The organism is Micromonospora sp. CA-111912 (genome assembly GCF_050948415.1).
Lineage (GTDB): Bacteria > Actinomycetota > Actinomycetes > Mycobacteriales > Micromonosporaceae > Micromonospora.
On the sequence record NZ_CP192007.1, the window covers coordinates 2,457,546 to 2,476,540 of the forward strand.

At 74.6% G+C, this 18,995-nt stretch carries 15 protein-coding genes; 6 read left to right on the forward strand and 9 right to left on the reverse strand.

The genetic code is table 11. The features are described from left to right. Positions 1–51 precede the first annotated feature (51 nt). Positions 52–1,305, reverse strand: a complete 1,254-nt coding sequence (locus ACQPZO_RS10265; RefSeq protein WP_433349160.1) for an O-antigen ligase family protein — start codon at positions 1,303–1,305, stop codon at positions 52–54. A gap of 562 nt (positions 1,306–1,867) precedes the next feature. On the opposite strand from ACQPZO_RS10265, the gene ACQPZO_RS10270 reads away from it, so the two are divergent. Genes ACQPZO_RS10270 through wecB form a run of 4 tightly spaced genes read left to right on the forward strand, consistent with a single transcriptional unit; the run spans position 1,868 to position 6,385 of the window. After that, positions 1,868–2,908, forward strand: coding sequence for an SDR family NAD(P)-dependent oxidoreductase (locus tag ACQPZO_RS10270; protein ID WP_433349162.1), 1,041 nt, complete (start codon positions 1,868–1,870; stop codon positions 2,906–2,908). Next, on the forward strand, positions 2,902–4,029 hold the full coding sequence (locus ACQPZO_RS10275) for an NAD-dependent epimerase/dehydratase family protein (protein ID WP_433349164.1): 1,128 nt from the start codon (positions 2,902–2,904) through the stop codon (positions 4,027–4,029). The genes ACQPZO_RS10270 and ACQPZO_RS10275 overlap by 7 nt, the downstream gene beginning before the upstream one ends. After that, a complete protein-coding gene (locus ACQPZO_RS10280) occupies positions 4,026–5,264 on the forward strand; it encodes a glycosyltransferase family 4 protein (protein ID WP_433349166.1) in 1,239 nt (412 codons plus the stop codon). The genes ACQPZO_RS10275 and ACQPZO_RS10280 overlap by 4 nt, the downstream gene beginning before the upstream one ends. Then, positions 5,261–6,385, forward strand: coding sequence for a non-hydrolyzing UDP-N-acetylglucosamine 2-epimerase (wecB, locus tag ACQPZO_RS10285; protein WP_433349168.1), 1,125 nt, complete (start codon positions 5,261–5,263; stop codon positions 6,383–6,385). Before ACQPZO_RS10280 ends, wecB begins: the two co-directional genes overlap by 4 nt. Positions 6,386–6,415: 30 nt before the next feature. On the opposite strand, the gene ACQPZO_RS10290 is transcribed toward wecB, so the two are convergent. Together ACQPZO_RS10290 and ACQPZO_RS10295 are read right to left on the reverse strand one after the other, a co-directional pair. After that, on the reverse strand, positions 6,416–7,471 hold the full coding sequence (locus ACQPZO_RS10290; protein ID WP_433349170.1) for a GNAT family N-acetyltransferase: 1,056 nt from the start codon (positions 7,469–7,471) through the stop codon (positions 6,416–6,418). Beyond that, positions 7,468–8,601 carry a DegT/DnrJ/EryC1/StrS family aminotransferase gene (locus ACQPZO_RS10295; RefSeq protein WP_433349172.1) on the reverse strand — a complete coding sequence of 378 codons (1,134 nt, stop codon included), beginning with the start codon at positions 8,599–8,601 and terminating at the stop codon, positions 7,468–7,470. The genes ACQPZO_RS10290 and ACQPZO_RS10295 overlap by 4 nt, the downstream gene beginning before the upstream one ends. A 302-nt stretch (positions 8,602–8,903) precedes the next feature. Here ACQPZO_RS10295 and ACQPZO_RS10300 point away from each other — a divergent pair, with 302 nt between their 5' ends. Continuing rightward, the gene (locus ACQPZO_RS10300) at positions 8,904–9,869 is read left to right on the forward strand and encodes a DUF389 domain-containing protein (RefSeq protein WP_433349174.1); all 966 of its coding nucleotides are present in this window, start codon (positions 8,904–8,906) and stop codon (positions 9,867–9,869) included. Between the two features lie 29 nt (positions 9,870–9,898). Here ACQPZO_RS10300 and ACQPZO_RS10305 read toward each other — a convergent pair whose 3' ends face one another. The 3 genes from ACQPZO_RS10305 to yidD form a co-directional block, all read right to left on the reverse strand. Then, on the reverse strand, positions 9,899–10,330 hold the full coding sequence (locus ACQPZO_RS10305; RefSeq protein ID WP_433349176.1) for a hypothetical protein: 432 nt from the start codon (positions 10,328–10,330) through the stop codon (positions 9,899–9,901). Positions 10,331–10,371: 41 nt separating this feature from the next. Continuing rightward, positions 10,372–12,837: a Tex family protein gene (locus tag ACQPZO_RS10310; protein ID WP_433349178.1), complete on the reverse strand. Its 2,466-nt coding sequence runs from the start codon at positions 12,835–12,837 to the stop codon at positions 10,372–10,374. Positions 12,838–12,999: 162 nt separating this feature from the next. Then, positions 13,000–13,512 carry a membrane protein insertion efficiency factor YidD gene (gene yidD / locus ACQPZO_RS10315; RefSeq protein ID WP_433349180.1) on the reverse strand — a complete coding sequence of 171 codons (513 nt, stop codon included), beginning with the start codon at positions 13,510–13,512 and terminating at the stop codon, positions 13,000–13,002. Positions 13,513–13,646: 134 nt separating this feature from the next. Between yidD and ACQPZO_RS10320 the strand changes: the two genes are divergently transcribed. Then, a complete protein-coding gene (locus ACQPZO_RS10320; protein ID WP_433349182.1) occupies positions 13,647–15,158 on the forward strand; it encodes a deoxyguanosinetriphosphate triphosphohydrolase family protein in 1,512 nt (503 codons plus the stop codon). Positions 15,159–15,200: 42 nt separating this feature from the next. Here ACQPZO_RS10320 and ACQPZO_RS10325 read toward each other — a convergent pair whose 3' ends face one another. The 3 genes from ACQPZO_RS10325 to ACQPZO_RS10335 all read right to left on the reverse strand — a co-directional run bounded on the left by ACQPZO_RS10325 (position 15,201) and on the right by ACQPZO_RS10335 (position 18,809). Further along, on the reverse strand, positions 15,201–16,340 hold the full coding sequence (locus ACQPZO_RS10325; protein ID WP_433349184.1) for an MBL fold metallo-hydrolase: 1,140 nt from the start codon (positions 16,338–16,340) through the stop codon (positions 15,201–15,203). Between the two features lie 156 nt (positions 16,341–16,496). Further along, the gene (locus tag ACQPZO_RS10330) at positions 16,497–17,507 is read right to left on the reverse strand and encodes a serine hydrolase (RefSeq protein WP_433349186.1); all 1,011 of its coding nucleotides are present in this window, start codon (positions 17,505–17,507) and stop codon (positions 16,497–16,499) included. A 117-nt stretch (positions 17,508–17,624) separates the two neighbouring features. After that, the gene (locus ACQPZO_RS10335) at positions 17,625–18,809 is read right to left on the reverse strand and encodes a zinc-dependent alcohol dehydrogenase (protein WP_433349188.1); all 1,185 of its coding nucleotides are present in this window, start codon (positions 18,807–18,809) and stop codon (positions 17,625–17,627) included. Between the last annotated feature and the right edge of the window lie 186 nt (positions 18,810–18,995).

The following is an 18,995-nucleotide window of genomic DNA, read 5'->3' on the forward strand; positions in this document are numbered from 1 at the left end:
CCGGCCTGGGGTGAGGGCCGGGCGGGGCCGGACCACGTGTTCCGCCCGGGCTCACCCGGTGGCGGGCACCCTGGGTGTCGGCCGAGGCCCCGCGCTCGGGGCCTGCGGTGTCGCCGGGGCGTGCAGGGTGGGCAGCACGGTCAGCATGGCCAGGACCAGCCAGGCGGCCGGCGACGCCTCCCACTGGCCGGTGAGCCAGATCGGCAGCATCAGCGCGGTGAAGCCGCAGGCCAGCAGGCGGCCGACCGGCGTGGCCCGGGCGGTCGCCACCAGGGCGGCGGCGATCGTGCCGAAGTAGAGCAGCACGCCGATCAGTCCCAGGTCGTTGCCGACGGTCAACAGCAGGTTGTGCGGGCCGACGCCGTACGGGTTGGTCGCCATGAGCACCCCCGGCCCGGAGCCGGTGAGCAGGTGCTCCGACCAGGTGGTGACGGCGTATGGCCAGAGCCACAGCCGCCCGGAGATGTCGCCGGTCGCCCGGCCGTACATGCCGTCGAGCCAGGTCATCGTCCAGCTCGGGGTCCTGCCCAGTGGCACCAGGAAGAGCAGCGCGGGCCCGAGCACGCCGAGGCCGAGCACCGTCGGACGGGACCAGAACCGGGCCGCCAGCATGGCGAGCACGCCGAGCAGCACCCCGATCGCGGCGCCCCGGGAGCCGGTGAGCAGCACGGCCCAGAGCAACAGCGCCCCGGCGGCCGGCGGCACGAGCCGCCACCGCCGGTGACGTGCCACGGCCGCGGTGAGGATCGCGGCGACCACGATCCCGGCGACCAGCGTGTAGGCGGTGAGATTCACCTCCCGGCCCTCGACACCGAACCGATGGGCGACGTCGAGCACCTGCCCCCGCGAGCGGAGGTCCTCGGCCGCTCCGGTGACCACCTCTTGGGCGACGACCACGCAGCCGGCGAGGAACGTCCCGCCCACCAGCAGCAGGTCCCGCCGGGTGCGCAGCACGTGCCGGCAGGCCACGAAGAGCAGGCAGACCGTCGCGTACCGGTAGGCGCCCATTGCCGTGAGGTCCGGCCGGTCCGACCAGAGGTTGGTGTTGTACGCCCAGCCCGCGGTCGCCGCCGCCAGGGCGTCCGCCCAGCGCGGCCGGGGCAGCCGGCCGCTGAGCAGCAGCGCCACCACGGCCATCGGGGCCAGCCAGTTGAACGACCACCACGGCGGGCGGGCCGCCCAGAACGCGATCCAGCAGAGCAGGACGACGCTGGGCAGGCCGGTCGGCCACGCGCGGAGCAGCCACGCGGCGGGTCCATCCGCCCGGCGGCGCCGCCGCCCCGGGCCGGACGGGACCGGTCCCATCGGGCGGTCCGTTGCCCGCGACTGCCGCGCCCCGGCGGGGGTACGCGGGCCGAGTCGAGGTGGCGAGGTGGTCATCGGAGCGTGCACCGCCCGGGGGCGGCCACGGTCGGGCTCGCGCCGGCCGGGCGGCACCGGGCCGGGTGCGCTGTTCGAACTGGCGGCATGGTGCTCCTTCGCTGACGGACCGCGCCGCCGCCCCGGTCGACCACTCTGCTGTGGAGCGTGACGGGACCGGTCGGGACCGCATGGTCCGCGCCCTTTGTACCAGTTGTGGGGTGCCGAGGTGGGTGAATCGGCGCGAACCGCCCTCGATGGGCCCGCCCACGGCAGGCCCGCCAAAGCGGCTCCGGAGGAGTGGTTTCCCCCTGTCTCATCCGCTTGAGAGCGATTCGAGGATATAACCCGAAACGCGTATCTGCGGGTACGGGCCGTCGTTGACCCGGGTGCCGCACCGGAGCCAGGTCAGGTCCGGGCGGTCGCCCGCGCGGCCGGCGGATTCGGCGGGGCACGGGCGGGCGGAACGGGGAAAGCCGTCCGCCGGCCGTGACGAACGGGAGAGGCTATGGCTTTCACGACCTCGGGCCGCCGGGTGCTCATCACCGGCGGCACCGGTTCCTTCGGACAGACCATGACGCGCCGCCTGCTGTCCCAGGACGTGGGGGAGGTGCGCATCCTCAGCCGCGACGAGGCCAAACAGGACGCGATGCGCCGGACCCTCGGCGACGAGCGGGTTCGCTACCACGTCGGCGACGTCCGGGACCGGGACACGGTCGAACGGGCGACCCGCGAGGTCGACTTCGTCTTCCACGCGGCGGCGCTGAAGCAGGTGCCGTCCTGCGAGTTCTTCCCGCTGGAGGCGGTGCGCACCAACGTTCTCGGCAGCGCCAACGTGGTCGAGGCCGCCGCGCGTAACGGGGTCGGCTCCGTGGTGGTGCTCAGCACCGACAAGGCGGTCTACCCGGTCAACGCGATGGGCATGAGCAAGGCCCTGATGGAGAAGGTGGCCCAGGCCCACGCCCGCAACGACCCGCGCAGCGCCACCACGGTCTCCTGCGTGCGGTACGGCAACGTGATGTACTCGCGCGGCTCGGTGATCCCGCTCTTCGTCGAGCAGATCAAGGCCGGCCGGCCGCTGACCGTCACCGACCCGACGATGACCCGGTTCCTGATGTCGCTGGCCGACTCGGTCAACCTGGTCGAGCACGCCTTCCACCACGCGCAGCCCGGCGACGTCTTCATCCGCAAGGCAGCCGCCGGGACCATCGCGGACCTCGCCGAGGCCGTCTGTCGGCTGTTCGACGTGCCGTGCAAGCTCGACGTCATCGGCGTGCGGCACAGCGAGAAGTGGCACGAGACGCTGGCCAGCCGGGAGGAACTGGCCCAGGCAGACGACTTCGGGGAGTTCTTCCGGGTGCCGATCGACGGGCGGGACCTGAACTACGCGCTGTACGTCTCCGAGGGCGAGCTGGGCGAGGTGCCCCGGGAGGACTTCAACTCGGCCAACGCGCCCCGGCTCGGCGTACCGGAGATCATGGAGCTGCTGCGCGGCCTGCCGGAGATCCGCGCGGAGCTGGCCCTGCGGGACCCGGTGCCGGCGTGCTGAGGCTGGCCGTCACCGGCGCTGGTGGCTTCCTCGGCTGGCACGTCCGGACGCTGCTGCGCGCCCTGGGCCGACCGGAGCCCGTCGTCGTCACCCGGGCGGACCTGACCGACCCGGACGCCGTCGCCGCGAAGCTCTCCGGGGTCGACCGGGTGCTGCACCTGGCCGGTGTGAACCGGGGCGACCCCGCCCAGGTGGCCGCCGGGAACGTCCAGCTCGCCGCGCAGCTCGCACACGGGCTGCGGCGCTGCCCCGCCCCGCCGGCGGTGGTCTTCGCCAACTCGGTCCAGGCCGGCAACGGCACCCCGTACGGCGACGCGAAGGCCGCCGCGGCGGAGATCCTGGCCGGCACCGGGGCCGCCCTCGACGACGTGCTGCTGCCCAACCTGTACGGCGAGCACGGCCGGCCCTTCTACAACTCCGTGGTCGCGACCTTCTGCCGGCTGCTCGCCTCCGGCGACACGCCGCAGGTGCAGCTCGACCGGGACATGGAGCTGGTGCACGTCACCGACGCCGCCGCCCGGCTCGTCGGCGTGCCGGCCGGCGGGTCCTGGGACCCGGCCATGCCGGCGCTGCGGATCGGGGTGGGTGAGCTGGCCCACCGGCTGACCGGCTTCGCCGACGCCTACCGCCGGGCGGAGGTCCCGCCGCTGCGGGACCGCCACTACGTGCGGCTGTTCAACACCTACCGCTCGCACGTCTTCCCGTCCGGCGTCCCGATGCCGCTGCCCCGGCGCTCGGACGCCCGGGGCGAGCTGGTGGAGACGGTCAAGGTGCACGACGGCGGCGGCCAGAGCTTCTGCTCGGGCACCCACCCCGGGGTGACCCGGGGGGAGCACTTCCACCTCGCCAAGATCGAGCGCTTCGTCGTGCTGCGCGGCTCGGCGGAGATCGCGCTGCGCCGGGTCGGCCACGCCGACGTCGTCCGGTTCGCGGTCGCCGGGGACGAGCCGGTCGCCGTGGACATGCCGACGATGTGGGCGCACCGGATCACCAACACCGGGCCCGGTGAGCTGGTCACCCTGTTCTGGGCCAACGACATCTTCGACCCGGACCGGCCCGACACGTACCCCGAGCCGGTCGACCTGCCGGCCCTGGTGTCGAGCGCGGTGGTCGCCGGATGAGGATCGGCCTGGTCAGCCAGTGGTACCCGCCGGAGGGCGCCTTCATCCAGGACAACCTCGCCGCGGAACTCGTCGCGCGCGGACACGAGGTGAAGGTGCTCACCTCCTTCCCGAGCTATCCGTACGGCCGCGTCTATCCCGGCTACCGGCAGCGGTGGTACGACTGCGTCCGCACCGGAGGGCTGACCGTGCGTCGGGTGCCGGCGTACCCCAGCCACGACCGGTCGCCGGTGCGCCGGGCGGCCAGCTACCTGTCCTTCGCGGCGACGAGCGCGGTCGCCGGGGCGCGCTACCTCGCCGACGTCGACGTGACGTACGTCTACCACCCGCCGCCGACGTCCGTCGCCGCGGCCGTCGTCGGCCGGCTGCTGCGCGGCACGCCGGCCGTCCTGCACGTGCAGGACCCGTGGCCGGAGTCGGTGCTGCACTCCGGGATGGCGCCGCAGGGGCGCGCGGGCCGGCTGCTCGACGGGGCGATCGCCGCGGCCATGCGCCGGATCTACCGGTCGGTCACGGCCGTCGCGGTGATCTCGCCGACGATGGCCGAACTCGTCATCGAGCGGGGCGCGGACCCGGACCAGGTGCGGGTGGTCTGGAACTGGACCGACGACCGGCTGTTCCGGCCGGTGCCGGCCACCGACGCCGCCCGCGCCGCCATCGGCCACACCGGACGCTGCACGATCATGTTCGCCGGGAACCTGGGGCTGCTCCAGGGGATCGAGACGGCGGTCCGGGCCGCCGCCGCGACCCGCGACCTCGTCGACCTGGTGCTGGTCGGATCGGGGGTGCAGGAGGAGAGCGCCCGCCGGCTCGCCGCCGACCTCGGCGCCCACAACGTCCGGTTCCTCGGCCGCCACCCGCCGGAGCGGATGGCCGAGCTGTACGCCGCGGCCGAGCACCAGCTCATCTGCCTGCGGGACGCGGCCGGCCTGCGGGGGACCGTCCCGTCGAAGCTCCAGGCGGCGCTGGCCTGCGGCCGTCCGGTGATCGTCTCGGCGGGCGGCGACACCGCCCGGCTGGTCCGCTCGGCCCGGGTCGGACTCACCTGCCCGCCGGAGGACTGGCGGGCGCTCGCCGACCGGTTCGCCACCGCGGCGGCCCAGCCCGTCGCCGAGCGGCGGGCGACGGCCGACCGCGCCCGCCAGGTGTATCTGGACCGCATGTCGCTGCGGGTGGGAGTCGACCAGTTGGAGGACATCATGATCAAGGCCGCGGACCGGGGGAGGCGTCGATGACGCGCGTCATGACGGTGGTCGGGACCCGACCCGAGATCATCCGGCTGTCCCGGGTCATCGCCCGGCTCGACCGGACGGTCGACCACGTGCTGGTGCACACCGGGCAGAACTGGGACCCGACCCTGTCCGACGTCTTCTTCACCGAGCTGCGGCTGCGCCAGCCCGACCGCTACCTCGGGGTGGACACCACCTCGCTGGGCAGCGTGCTCGGCGGCGTGCTGACCGGGGTGGAACGGGCGATCGAGGACCTGCGGCCGGACGCCCTGCTGGTGCTCGGCGACACGAACAGCTGCATCGCCGCGCTGATCGCCCGGCGGATGCGGGTGCCCGTCTACCACATGGAGGCCGGGAACCGCTGCTTCGACCTGAACGTGCCGGAGGAGACGAACCGGCGGGTGGTCGACCACGTGGCCGACTTCAACCTGGTCTACACCGAGCACGCCCGGCGCAACCTGCTGGCCGAGGGGCTGCACCCGCGTCGGATCATGCACACCGGGTCGCCGATGCGGGAGGTGCTGGAGCACTACCGCGCCGAGATCGACAAGTCCGGCATCCTGGAGCAGCTCGGGCTGACCCCAGGCGGCTACTTCCTGGTCAGCGCCCACCGGGAGGAGAACGTCGACGACGCCCCCCGGCTGGCCCGGCTCCTGGACTGCCTGCGGGCGGTCCGGGAGCACTGGGACCTGCCGGTGCTCGTCTCCACCCACCCCCGTACCCGCAAGCGACTGGCCGAGCTGGCACCCGACCCGGCCGACCTGGCCGGCATCACGTTCCACGAGCCGTTCGGCCTGTTCGACTACGTACGCCTGCAGGCGCAGGCCCGCTGCACCCTGTCCGACAGCGGCACGATCAGCGAGGAGGCGGCGATCATCGGCTTCCCCGCGGTGACGCTGCGCAACTCGATCGAACGCCCGGAGGCCCTGGACAGCGCCGGCATCCTGCTGACCGAGCTCGACCCGGACGCGGTCCGCGAGGCGGTGACGGTCGCCGTCGCCCAGGTGGCGTCCGCGGGCGTGCCCTGCCCGGCGGACTACCAGGTCACCGACACCTCCCGCCGGGTCGTCAGCTTCATCCTCTCCACGGTGCGGCTGCACCACGGTTGGGCCGGCATCCGGCGCTGACCGGCCCGATCGGGCCGGACCGGGCGCGGGTCAGCGCCCGCCGGCCCGGTAGGCGGGGAAGAACCCGCCGGCGTGCAGGTCGGTGACCGGGCGGCCCAGGCGGTGGGCGCGGGCGGCGGTCAGCGCCGCGTACCGGTCCCGGTCGAGCACCACCGCGCCCGTCCACCAGGGGACGAGGGCGCCGCCGAACGACGTCTTGAAGCGGAGCAGCCCGTCGTCGCCGCGCACCCCGCCGCCGAGGTGCACCCGGGCGCAGCCGGTCTCGGCGGCCCACTCCAGGATGCGCCAGACCAGCAGGTTGTTGGCGCCGTCGCGGGCCGCAGCCGGCTCCGAGCCGGCGAGGTGGTAGTGCGCCCGGTCCCGGTGCCGCAGCACGAGGGCCGCCGCGACGACCTCCCCGTCGGGGTCGCGTACCGAGGCGAGCAGCAGGTCCTTGTCCAGCCCCGACGACAGCAGCCGGTAGTAGCCGTCGGGGAACAGGTAGCGTTCGGCGCTGCCGATGCGGCGCATGGTCCGTTCGTACACCCGCCGAAACGGCGCGGCGGCGGTGAGGTCGAGGGCCGTGGCCGGCCGCAGCTCGGCCGTCAGCCCCGCGTTCCCCGCCTTGCGGACGGCGGTGCGGGCCCGGCCCGCCATCGCCTCCCACACCCGGCGGGGGCCCGCGTCCACGGCGACGGCCACGGTCTCGCCGTGCTGCGCCAGCCGCACCGTCCCGAGTGCCCGGACGGCCGCCACCGGCGCGGGATCCAGCGGCGAGAAGCGGAGGAAGAGGCTCACCATGCCCTGGTCGCGCCAGCAGGCCACGGCCCGGGCCCAGAACCGGGCCAGGTCCTCGGGCGGGCAGCCGGGTTCGACGTGCAGGCCGCAGTAGCCGTACGGGCTGACCCCGTCGGTCACCCCGTCGGCGACGGCCCGCAGCACGTACGGGAGCTGGATCCGCCGCCCCAGCCGGGCGCTGTGCCAGGCGCCACCCTGCGCCGCGGCGTCCGCCGTACCGTAGCCGGCGGTGAAGTAGACGTCGGGACAGTCGGCGTCGAGCCGGCCGGCCTGCGGGCCCGGTCCGGTCAGGGCGAAGTCGCCCGTCACCGGCGGTCCAGGAACCGTTCGACGGCCCCGCACACGCGGTCGACCTGCCGCTCGTCGAGCGCGGACCCACTCGGCAGGATGAGACCGGTGTCGAAGAGGCGCTCGGCGACGCCGGTGACCGACGCGGGCGCGTCGGCGTAGACCGGTTGCAGGTGCATCGGCTTGAACACCGGCCGGGTCTCGATCTCGTCGAGGGCGAGCGCGGCGGCGAGGTCCGTCGCCCGCCAGCCCGCCCGGGCGGGGTCCACGACCACGGTGGACATCCAGCAGTTGCCGCCGCCGTCGTCGTCGCCGAGCAGGCGTACGCCGGGCACGGTGGCGAACAGCTTCGCGTACCGCTCCCGCAGCAGCCGCCGCCGGGTCAGCATGCCGTCCAGGCGGTGCAGCTGGCCGCGACCGAGCGCGGCGAGCAGGTTGCTGGGGCGGTAGTTGTACCCGACCTCGGTGTGTTCGTAGTGCACCACCGGCTGGCGGGCCTGCGCGGCCAGGTACCGGCAGCGCGCGACGAACGCCTCGTCGTCGGAGAGCAGCATCCCGCCGCTCGACGTGGTCATGATCTTGTTGTGCTGGAAGGAGAGGATGGCCGCGCGGCCGAACGAGCCGGCGGGTCGGCCCCGGTGGGTCGCGCCCAGCGACTCGGCCGCGTCCTCGATCACGGGCACCCCGGCGTCGGCGCACACCGGCAGCAGCGAGGTGTAGTCCGCGCAGGTGCCGAAGAGGTCCACGGACATGACCGCCCCGACCGGCGTCCCCGCCGCCCGCAGGCGGGCCAGAAGGGCGGCCAGCAGCGGCACGTCGAGGTTCCCGGTCTCCTCGTCGCAGTCCACGAAGACCGGCCGGGCACCGGTGTACGCGACGGCGTTCGCGGTGGCCGCGAAGGTCAGCGTCGGGACGATCACCACCTGCCCGGGGCCGACGCCGAGGCCGAGCATGGCCAGGTGTAGGGCGGCCGTTCCGGAACTGGTCGCCAGCGCGGCCCGGGTGCCGACCCGCTCGGCGGTCGCGTGTTCGAGGGCGGTGATGTCCGGGCCGAACGGGCCGACCTGCCGCGCCCGGAACGCGGCCAGCAGGTAGGCCTCCTCCACCGGCCCGAGGTCGGGCGGGGAGAGGTAGACCGGGTCGGCGGTCATGACGCCACGGACCCGGCCGTGCCGGGCGGAAGGTCGGTACCGCACTGCGGAATACGGGAGGAATCCACGTTTTCTCCGTCTCTCGCCTGGACCACGTCACATCGGTCAGAACCGTTCTACCAAACGGCGGACCGGCGACCGTCGTTTTCACGTATCGGGCGTGGTCGCGCGGGTCGGGCCGGGTGGGCCGGCAGACAGGCCGCCGGGGGCCTGTCTGCCGGCGGGCCGGGGGATGGGCCGGCGGGCGGTAGAGTGCTGCCGGCCGCGCCTGGCGGCTCGGGCTAGGCGTGAGGGGACGGGCCGTGCTGCACCTCAGGGTGATCGCCCCGCCGGACCAGTCGTCGGCCGTGACCGACCTGCTCGCCGCCGATCCCGGCGTCACCCACCTGGCGGTGCTCCCCGGGGCGGCCCGGCAGCCGGCGGGCGACCTCATTCTTTGCGACGTGGTCCGTGAGCGAGCCGACAACGTATTGCGCGGGTTGCAGGAGTTGGGCGTCGAGGCACGCGGCGGGATCGCCGCCGACGACGTGGAGCTGACGGTGTCCAGCGCCGCCGACCGGGCCGCCGAGGAGGCTCCCGGCAGCGGGGCGGACGCGGTGGTCTGGGACGAGGTGGCCGCGAAGACCGGCGAGCAGACCGAGCTGTCCGCCACCTACCTGGTGCTCATCGTGGTGGCCACCATGATCGCCGGGATCGGGGTGCTGCTCGACCAGCCCATCCTGATCGTCGGCGCGATGGTGGTCGGGCCGGAGTTCGGCCCGCTGGCCGCCCTCTGCGTGGCCCTGCTGCGCCGCCGGCCGGCCGTCGTCGGCCGCTCCGTGCAGGCCCTGGTGGTGGGCTTCCTGGCCGCCATGCTCGCCACCGTGCTCAGCACCTGGGCGCTGACGCTGGCCGGCCTGGTCGACCGGGACATGCTGCTCGCCGCCCGGCCGCTGACCGACTTCATCTGGCGACCGGACGCGTTGTCCTGGGTCGTCGGCCTGCTCGCCGGGATCGCCGGGATGCTCTCGCTGACCTCGAAGAAGTCCGGCTCCCTGGTGGGCGTCCTGATCTCGGTCACCACCGTGCCGGCCGCCGCCAACGTCTCCGTCGCCGCCGCGTACGGGGTGTGGCACGAGGCGGCCGGGTCGGCGCTGCAGCTGGTGATCAACCTGTGCGCGATCGTGCTAGCCGGGCTGGCCACCCTGGGTGTGCAGCAGGCCTGGTGGTGGCACGTGGCCCGGCGGGTCCGCCGCCGCACGGCCCGGTCCCGGCCGGCCGGCGGCTGACGCGACATCCCCGGCCGGGTCGCCCCGGGTCACCAGTCGTCGCCGGCGGCCAGCCGCCGGGTGAGCAGGTCACGCAGCGGGACCGAATCGCCGTCCCGGCCACCCTCGCCGACGATCAGGGGCGCGGGGACGGGCTGCGGGTCGGCGCCGAGGAGCCGGGCCCGCAGGCCCGCCGGGACGGTCAGCAGGTACCACCGGCCGGCGGTGTCCACCGCGCGGGAACGGGCCCGGTCGACGTACCAACCGGTGAGCCGGGTGCGGTACCGACCCTGGCCCGCGTACGGCACGGCGGCCAGCCGGGTCGGCCGCAGCCCGCGCCGGGTCGCCTCGGCCGTGAACCAGGCCACGATCTGTGCCGCCTCGGCGCGTTCGGCCGCCCGCCGCCGCTCGTCCGCCTCGGCGTGCGCGCGCACCGCCCGCCGCTGCCGCTCCCGCCACTGGACGTCGTCGTCGCCACCCATGCCGGCGACGGTACGCGCCGCGCCCGCCCCACCGCGACCGGTCAGGCCAGGCCGGCCCGGCGCAGCGCCTCGGCCATCGGCCCGTCGGCGGGCGGGGGAGTCCCGCCGCCCCGGCCCGACCGCTGCTGCGAGCCGCCGCGCCCCTGGCCGTCCCCACGGGGACCGCCCCGCCCCTGGCCGCCGCCGGACTGCTTCCCCCGGCCGCCGCCGGACGGCTCGCCCCGCCCGCCGCCGGACTGCTCGCCCCGCCCGCCCCCGGATGGCTCGCCCCGGCCGCCGCGCTCGCGTCGCCCGTCGTCCGGGCCACGCCGGCCCGCCTCGGTCTCGTTTTCCAGCCGCAGCGTCAGCGAGATCCGCTTGCGCGGCACGTCGATGTCGAGCACCCTGACCCGGACCACGTCGCCCGACTTCACCACGTCGCGCGGGTCCTTGACGAAGGTGCGGGACATCGCCGACACGTGCACCAGGCCGTCCTGGTGCACGCCGACGTCGACGAACGCGCCGAACGCCGCCACGTTGGTGACCACGCCCTCCAGCACCATGCCGGGGGTCAGGTCGCCGATCTTCTCCACGCCCTCGACGAACGTCGCGGTCCGGAACTCCGGTCGCGGGTCCCGCCCGGGCTTCTCCAGCTCGGCCAGGATGTCGGTGACGGTGGGCAGGCCGAACGTGTCGTCGACGAAGTCGGTGGCCCGCAGGCCGCGCAGGATCGTGCTCTGCCCGATCAGCGAGCGCAGGTCCTGCCCGGTGCGGGTGAGGATCCGCCGCACCACCGGGTATGCCTCCGGGTGCACGCTGGAGGAGTCCAGCGGGTCGTCGCCGCCGGGGATGCGCAGGAAGCCGGCGCACTGCTCGAACGCCTTCGGGCCGAGGCGGGCCACCTTCTTCAGCTCCTTGCGGGAGCGGAACGGGCCGTTGGCGTCCCGGTGCAGCACGATGTTCTCCGCCAGCCCGGCGCCGATGCCGGAGACCCGGGTCAGCAGCGGCGCGGAGGCGGTGTTGACGTCCACGCCGACGGCGTTCACGCAGTCCTCGACCACGGCGTCCAGCGACCGGGAGAGCTTCACCTCGGACAGGTCGTGCTGGTACTGACCGACGCCGATCGAGCGCGGGTCGATCTTGACCAGCTCGGCGAGCGGGTCCTGGAGCCGGCGGGCGATGGAGACCGCGCCGCGCAGCGACACGTCCAGCTCGGGCAGCTCCTGCGAGGCGTACGCGGAGGCGGAGTAGACCGACGCCCCGGCCTCGGAGACCACCACCTTGGTCAGCGGCAGCTCCGGGTGCCGCTTGATCAGGTCACCGGCGAGCTTGTCGGTCTCCCGGCTGGCGGTGCCGTTGCCGATGGCGATCAGCTCGACGCCGTGCGCCCCGGCCAGCCGGGCGAGGGTGTCGATCGAGGCGTCCCACTGCCGGCGCGGCTCGTGCGGGTAGATCGTGTCGGTGGCCACCACCTTGCCGGTGGCGTCGACCACCGCGACCTTCACCCCGGTGCGCAGGCCCGGGTCGAGGCCCATGGTCGGCCGGGTGCCGGCGGGGGCGGCGAGCAGCAGGTCGCGCAGGTTGGTGGCGAAGACCCGGACGGCCTCCTCCTCGGCCGCCTGCCACAGCCGCATCCGCAGGTCGGCGCCGAGGTGGATGAGGATCCGGGTGCGCCAGGCCCAGCGCACCGTGTCGGCCAGCCACCGGTCGGCGGGCCGGCCGTGGTCGGTGACCCCGAACCGGCCGGCGATCGCTCCCTCGTACCGGCTGGGGCCGGTCGGCGCGGCGTCGGGGTCGCCCTCGGTCTCCGGGGCCATCGTCAGGTCGAGCACGCCCTCCTTCTCGCCCCGGAGCATCGCCAGGATCCGGTGCGAGGGCAGCTTCGGGTACGGCTCGGCGAAGTCGAAGTAGTCGGCGAACTTCGCCCCGGCCGACTCCTGACCGTCGCGTACCCGGGAGACCAGCCGCCCCCGCGACCACATCTGCTCGCGCAGCGTGCCGATCAGGTCAGCGTCCTCGGCGAACCGCTCGATGAGGATGGCCCGCGCACCGTCCAGCGCGGCGGCGGCGTCGGCCACCCCCCGCTCGGCGTCGACGAACCCGGCGGCCCGCTCCCGAGGGTCCTGCCCCGGGTCGGTCAGCAGCGCCTCGGCCAGCGGCTCCAGCCCGGCCTCGCGGGCGATCTGCGCCCGGGTCCGCCGCTTCGGCTTGTACGGCAGGTAGATGTCCTCCAGCCGGGACTTCGAGTCGGCCGCCATGATCTGCGCTTCCAGGGCCTCGTCGAGCTTGCCCTGGCCGCGGATGGACTCCAGCACCGCGGCGCGACGCTCGTCGAGCTCACGCAGGTAGCGCAGCCGCTCCTCCAGGGTGCGCAGCTGGGCGTCGTCGAGCAGGCCGGTGGCCTCCTTGCGGTAGCGGGCGATGAACGGCACGGTGGAGCCGCCGTCGAGCAGCTCCACGGCCGCCCGTACCTGTCGTTCGGCGACGCCGAGCTCGTCGGCGATCCGCTGGTGCACAGACTGGGTCACGATCTGATCCGCCTTCTGAGTGGGTTCCGCCCTGCATTGTGCCGTCCGCCCCCGACGCCGCCGCCCTGACCCGCCGCCCGCGCACGCCGCCCGAGGAGCGGGTGGCTGGTCCTGATCCCAACGGCTTCCCCAGCTTCATCCCAAGCTGAGCGGCGGGGGCGGTCAGGGCAGCGGGTCGGCGGTTCCGAGCGGCACCTGCGGCCGGCAACGGCGTAGCCGGGCCGCCGCGAGTCGCCCGCCGACGGCCAGCCCGTACCGGTCGACGGCGGCGAGTCCGTACGCGCTGCAGCTCGGGGTGTACCGGCACTGCCCCGGCCAGCGGTGCGACAGCCACCGGCGGTAGCCGCGGATCGCGGCGAGGCCGGCCCGGTCCAGCGGTCCCGGCCGAGTGCCGGCCGTCCGGCCCCGGTGGGCGGGTGCCTTGCTGCCGGCGGCGGCCGCGACGGCGGCGCCCAGGGTGAGCAGGGTGGAGTAGAGCCCGAAGTCGCAGCAGCCCGGGCTGCTGCAAGGGTCGTCGCCACAGGAGTCCAGGGCCCCCTTGCGGCCCTTGCAGCCGGGTCCCTGACGACGCGCGCCGACCTCGCCGTGGCAGTGGCCCGTGGCATGGCAGTGGGTCGGCTTGCGGCAGGGGCAGGGCCCCTGGCCGCCGGAGTCGCCGCCGCCGGTGATCTTCATGGGCGACATGATGCCTGGTCGGGGCCAGGCGTTCAGCCGGAGCCGCCCCGGTGGGCCGCCCGACCCGTGAGGATCCACAAAACGTGACCGGAAACGCGGTGAACATCTGTCGACACCGCACTAGCGTGGCGATCATGGAACCTCCCGCTGACCCGCGGGCGCGTCGGCTCTTCGGCGGTAGCGCCCGGGCCCTCGGCGATCTCGCCGGCAGCCCGTTCCGGGCCGACCGGGACCGGATCGTGGCCTCGCCCTTCTTCACCCGGCTGGGCGGGGTCACCCAGGTGATCAGCCCCGGCGGCTCCGGGCTGCTCGTGCACAACCGGCTCACCCACAGCCTCAAGGTGGCCCAGGTGGCCCGGGCGATCGCCGAGCGGCTCACCGCCGACGATCGCTGGCGGGGTCTGCTGGAGAAGCTGGGCGGCTGCGACCCGGACGTGGTGGAGGCCGCCGCGCTCGCCCACGACCTCGGCCACCCGCCGTTCGGGCACCTCGGGGAGCGGGTGCTCGACCGGCTGGCCCGGCACCGGCTTGGCCTGGCCGACGGGTTCGAGGGCAACGCACAGTCGTACCGGATCGTCACCAGCACCGAGATCCGGGGCGCGGCGACCACCGGCCTCGACCTGACCGCGGCGGTCCGGGCGGCCCTGCTGAAGTACCCGTGGACCCGGCTGGACCATCCGGACCCGCACCCCCGGCACCTCGACCCGCCGCCCCGGGGCGCCGCCGCCCCGCCCGCCGACCCGGACAGCGGCTCGGCCAAGTTCGGCGCGTACCGCACGGAGCTGGCCGACCTGCGGCAGGCCCGGGAGCCGTTCGTCGGGCGGATCGCCGACTGGCAGCAGACCGTCGAGGCGTCGGTGATGGACACCGCCGACGACATCGCGTACGCCATCCACGACGTGGAGGACTTCTACCGGGTCGGGGTGCTCCAGCAGGGGGCCGTGGCCGCCGAGCTGACGGCCTGGCAGCGGGAGAACGGGCACTTCCGGGCGGTCACCGAGCCGGCCCTGGCCGGGGCGGCCCGGCGGCCCGGGGCGGCGATCGAGCGGCTGCGCCGGCAGTTGCACCGCAAGGACGCCTGGATCACCGACGACGAGGCGTTCGCCGCCGCCGTCGAGCACGTCCGCGAGGAACTGGTCGAGGGGCTGCTGGCCATGCCGTTCGACGGCTCTGTCGAGGCGGAGCAGTACGTGGCCCGGTTCTCCGCCCGGTGGACCACCCGGTTCGTCGACGCGATCACCGTCGCCGAGGCCCCGTCGATGCGCTCCGGGCACGTGCTGCTCGCCCCGGCGCAGTGGCACGAGGTGCAGGTGCTCAAGTTCGTCCACCACCGGTTCGTGCTGGCCCGGCCGGACCTCGCCCTGCACCAACGCGGCCAGGCCCGGCTGCTGGACACCCTCGTCGAGGCGCTGTGGGAGTGGCTGCTCGACCCGGAGGAGGAGTCCCGGTTGCCGCGTCGGCTGCACGACCTGGTCGAGCTGGCTGAGGCGGAGCTGCACCCGCGCACCCCGGACCGGGTCGGCCGAGCCCGGGGGCGGGCGATCATCGACTTCGTCGCGCAGCTCACCGACGGCCAGGCGGTGGCGATGCTGGACGCCCTCTCCGGCCGCTCCGGAGCGCTGTGGACGGACGCCTTCGTGCTGTAAGGGCACGCGGGCAGCGCGGCGCGGACGGGGCGGCGCGGGCGCTCAGGCGATCGACTGCCACCAGCCGTCGACCGCGGGCGGGTCGTCGACCACCACCCGCTCGCCGGGGCGGGGCACGGCCAGCCGCACGTCGCGGGCCTTCGCCTCGGCCCAGATCCGGTCCACCGGCTCCGACCAGTCGTGCAGGGCCAGGTTGAACGTCGCCCAGTGCACCGGGACGAGCAGCCCGCCGCGCAGGTCGAGGTGGGCCGCCACGGCCTCCTCCGGGAACATGTGGATGCCCGGCCACGCCCGGTCGTACGCGCCGATCTGCATCAGCGTGACGTCGAACGGGCCGTGCTCCGCGCCGATCTCGGCGTACCCGTCGAAGTAGCCGGAGTCGCCGGTGTAGAACAGGCGGCGGTGCGCGCCGGCCACCACCCACGAGCTCCACAGCGTGCCGTCGCGGCGCAGCCCCCGGCCGGAGAAGTGCTGGGCGGCGGTGGCGGTGATCGTCAGCGGCCCGACCCAGTGGCTCTCCGACCAGTCCAGCTCGATGATCCGGTGCTCCGGCACGCCCCAGCGGTCCAGGTGGGCGCCGACGCCCAGCGGCACCAGGAACGGTGCCGACTGCCCGGTCAACAGCGCCCGCACGGTGGCCATGTCGAGGTGGTCGTAGTGGTCGTGGGAGATCAGGATCGCGTCCACGGCGGGCAGCTCGTCGAGGCCGACCGGCGGCTCGTGCAGCCGCCGCGGCCCGACCAGCGCCGACGGCGAGCACCGGTCGCTCCACACCGGGTCGATCAGCACCCGGCGCCCCTCGATCTCGATCAGCGCCGACGCGTGGCCGTACCAGACGACGTTGAGCTCGCGCTCGGTCGCGGCGGGCACGTCGGCCGGGCGCAGCAGCGGGACGGCGGCGGCCGGCCGGCGCTTCTGCTTGCCGAAGATCAGCTCGCGGACCAGGTTGCGGTCGAACGCGCCGGGCGACGTGCGGGTGCTCGGCCGGTTGTGGAAGGTGCCGTCGCGGAACTGCGGCGAGCGGGCCGCCCGCGCGGCGCGCGCCCCGGTCAGCCGCCCGCCCAGCGCCGCCGGAACGTCCCGCGCCACCCAGGCCAGGCCGGCGAGCGCGGCCAGCCCGGCCGCGCCGCGCAGCCGCCGCCCGAGTGCCCGCGCAACGGCCCGTTCCGCTGGTTCCCCCATCGTGGTGCCCCCTCCGCCGGTGTCCCGCCAGTCAACGGTAGTCCGCCGCCCCACCCGCGCGCCGGTCGGCTCGGCCGCGCGGGTGCCAGGGACGGGGGATCGTCGAGTTCGAGCGGCGGTATGCGCAGGAGGAGCGGGCGCGGTGGCCCGGCCTGGTCAGCCGCCGTTGCTCGGCCGCTGCACGGCCGGCCGGTGGATGGCACCGCCGCCGGTCAGCCCGTCGACGGCGGCCAGGAAGCTGCGCCCCATTCGGGCCCGGGCCTGCACCGCCGGGTGGGTCGCGCCGAAGTTGCCCGCGTCGGCCTGCCCGTCGGCGAACAGGGTGTACGTCAGCACCGCCGCGCCGGCGGAGTCGAAGATCACCCCGGCCTCGTGCCGGGCGCTGCCGAACCAGCCCGCCTTGGTGGCGATCCGGGCCCGCTGCGCGGAGGACATCTCGCGCCGGATGCCGTCGGTGAACGCGACGGGGGAGCGCAGCAGCCCGAGCAGGAACGCCGTCGAGGACGCCGACAGCAGCGTGCCGGCGACCAGCGCCCGCAGCAGGTTGTGCGCCTCGCGGGGGGTGCTGGTGCCGAGGAAGAACCGGTTCGGGTTGGCCACCGGCTGCACCTGCGTGTTCGGGAAGCCCTTCGCCACCAGGATCTGGTTCAGCTCGGCCGCCGGGCAGACCAGGCCGCAGAGCCGGACGGCGGTGTCGTCGGAGACGGTGAGCAGGTTCGCCAGCGCGTGCCCCAGGGTGACACTGCTCGGGTACGCGCCGTCCAGGCTGAAGATCCCGTCCCCGCCGGGCACCACGATCGACGCCGTCACGTCGACCTGCTGGGCGAGCGTGAGCAGCCCCCGGTCGACCTTGTCCAGCACCGCGGTGGCCACCGCGATCTTGTTCACGCTGTACGCCTCGATCTGGGCGTCCGCCTCGTCGGCGACGGCCACCAGCGGGGCACCGGACGAGTTGGCGACGGTCACGTACGCCTGCCAGTTGCCGCCGGCCCGGGAGGACTCCTGGGCGTACCTGGCAGCCACCCAGCTCGCGGCCTCGGCCGCGGTGGCCGCCGCCCGGGGGCGCGAGGCGGCGGCGGAGGCCGGCGTGCCGGCGCCGAGCACCGTGCCGGCGGTCGCCACCGTGCCGAGCCCCAGCGCAGCCCTGCGGTTCACCCTGATCGTCATTCGTCTCCCCCGTCGGTGGTGGCTGATCATCCGTACCATCGCCACCCTAGGGGAGTAGATCGATTCCTGTGGGCCCCGAAACCGGTCATCGGGGCCGCCGGCCGACGACCGTACGGGTCACGGCGCGAGCACGACCTTGACGCAGCCGTCCTCCTTCTTCTGGAACATCTGGTACGCCTGCGCCGCCTGCGTCAGCGGCATCCGGTGGGTCCGCAGGTCCTCCACGCCCAGCGGGTCGCCGTCGCCGGAGAGCAGCGGGATGATCTCGTCGGTCCACCGGCGCACGTGACACTGCCCCATCCGAACCTGGACGCCCCGGTCGAACATCTCCATCAGCGGCAGCGGGTCGACCTCCCCGCCGTACACCCCGGAGATCGACACGGTGCCGCCCCGGCGGACCGCCTTCAGCGCGGCGTGCAGCACGGTCAGCCGGTCCACGCCCGCCCTGTCCGTCATGGTCCGGGCCAGCTTGTCCGGCAGCATCCCGGCCGCAGCCTGCGCCAGCTTGCCCGAGGTGGAGCCGTGCGCCTCCATGCCGACCGCGTCGATCACCGCGTCCGGTCCGCGCCCGTCGACCAGGTCGATCAGCGCGTCGGGCACGTTGTCGAGCCGGCTGACGTCGAGCGTCTCGATGCCGTGCCGGCGGGCCATCTCCAGCCGCTCCGGCACCAGGTCCAGCCCGATCACCCGGTCGGCGCCGAGGTGCCGGCCGATCCGGGCGCAGAGCTGCCCCACCGGGCCCAGCCCGAACACCGCGAGGGTGCCGCCGGGCGGGGTGTCGGCGTACCGCACCGCCTGCCAGGCGGTGGGCAGGATGTCGGACAGGTACAGCCAGCGCTCGTCCGGGCCGGTCTCCGGGACCTTGATCGGCCCGAACTGGGCGTGCGGCACCCGCAGGTACTCGGCCTGCCCGCCGGGCACCGAGCCGTACAGCGAGGTGTAGCCGAACAGGGCGGCGCCCTTGCCCTCCGAGGTCACCTGGGTGGTCTCGCACTGGGCGTAGAGCTGCCGGTCGCACATCCAGCAGGAGCCGCAGGAGATGTTGAACGGGACCACCACGCGGTCGCCCGGCTTGAGCCGGGTCACCCCGGACCCGACCTCCTCGACGATCCCCATCGGCTCGTGGCCCAGCACGTCGCCGGGCTTCAGGTACGGCCCCAGCACCTCGTACAGGTGCAGGTCGGAGCCGCAGATCGCGGTGGAGGTGATCCGGACGACGGCATCGGTCGGCTCCTCGATGCGCGGGTCCGGCACCTCCTCGACCCGGACGTCCCGTTTGCCCTGCCAGGTCAGTGCCTTCATGTCGTCATCGTCCCCTCGTCGGTGCCGCCGCTACGGAACTGCTACCCGCGTCGGGGCCGTTGAACCGGAGGCGCGGGCGCCGGTGGCTCGCACGTCGACCCGGCGATGGCCTGCTCCGCCTGCGGCTCCCGCAGCGGTCCGGATATTGATCCGTCGATATGGAAGATCTACGATGGCCGCCACCGG

Excerpts from the sequence above, each read along its gene's own strand:
- ACQPZO_RS10335 (WP_433349188.1), bottom strand. The coding sequence starts at position 18,809 with ATGAAGGCACTGACCTGGCAGGGCAAACGGGACGTCCGGGTCGAGGAG.
- wecB (WP_433349168.1), top strand. The coding sequence starts at position 5,261 with ATGACGCGCGTCATGACGGTGGTCGGGACCCGACCCGAGATCATCCGG.
- ACQPZO_RS10265 (WP_433349160.1), bottom strand. The coding sequence starts at position 1,305 with ATGGGACCGGTCCCGTCCGGCCCGGGGCGGCGGCGCCGCCGGGCGGAT.
- ACQPZO_RS10330 (WP_433349186.1), bottom strand. The coding sequence starts at position 17,507 with ATGACGATCAGGGTGAACCGCAGGGCTGCGCTGGGGCTCGGCACGGTG.
- ACQPZO_RS10270 (WP_433349162.1), top strand. The coding sequence starts at position 1,868 with ATGGCTTTCACGACCTCGGGCCGCCGGGTGCTCATCACCGGCGGCACC.
- ACQPZO_RS10295 (WP_433349172.1), bottom strand. The coding sequence starts at position 8,601 with ATGACCGCCGACCCGGTCTACCTCTCCCCGCCCGACCTCGGGCCGGTG.
- ACQPZO_RS10320 (WP_433349182.1), top strand. The coding sequence starts at position 13,647 with ATGGAACCTCCCGCTGACCCGCGGGCGCGTCGGCTCTTCGGCGGTAGC.
- ACQPZO_RS10325 (WP_433349184.1), bottom strand. The coding sequence starts at position 16,340 with ATGGGGGAACCAGCGGAACGGGCCGTTGCGCGGGCACTCGGGCGGCGG.
- ACQPZO_RS10305 (WP_433349176.1), bottom strand. The coding sequence starts at position 10,330 with ATGGGTGGCGACGACGACGTCCAGTGGCGGGAGCGGCAGCGGCGGGCG.
- ACQPZO_RS10280 (WP_433349166.1), top strand. The coding sequence starts at position 4,026 with ATGAGGATCGGCCTGGTCAGCCAGTGGTACCCGCCGGAGGGCGCCTTC.
- yidD (WP_433349180.1), bottom strand. The coding sequence starts at position 13,512 with ATGAAGATCACCGGCGGCGGCGACTCCGGCGGCCAGGGGCCCTGCCCC.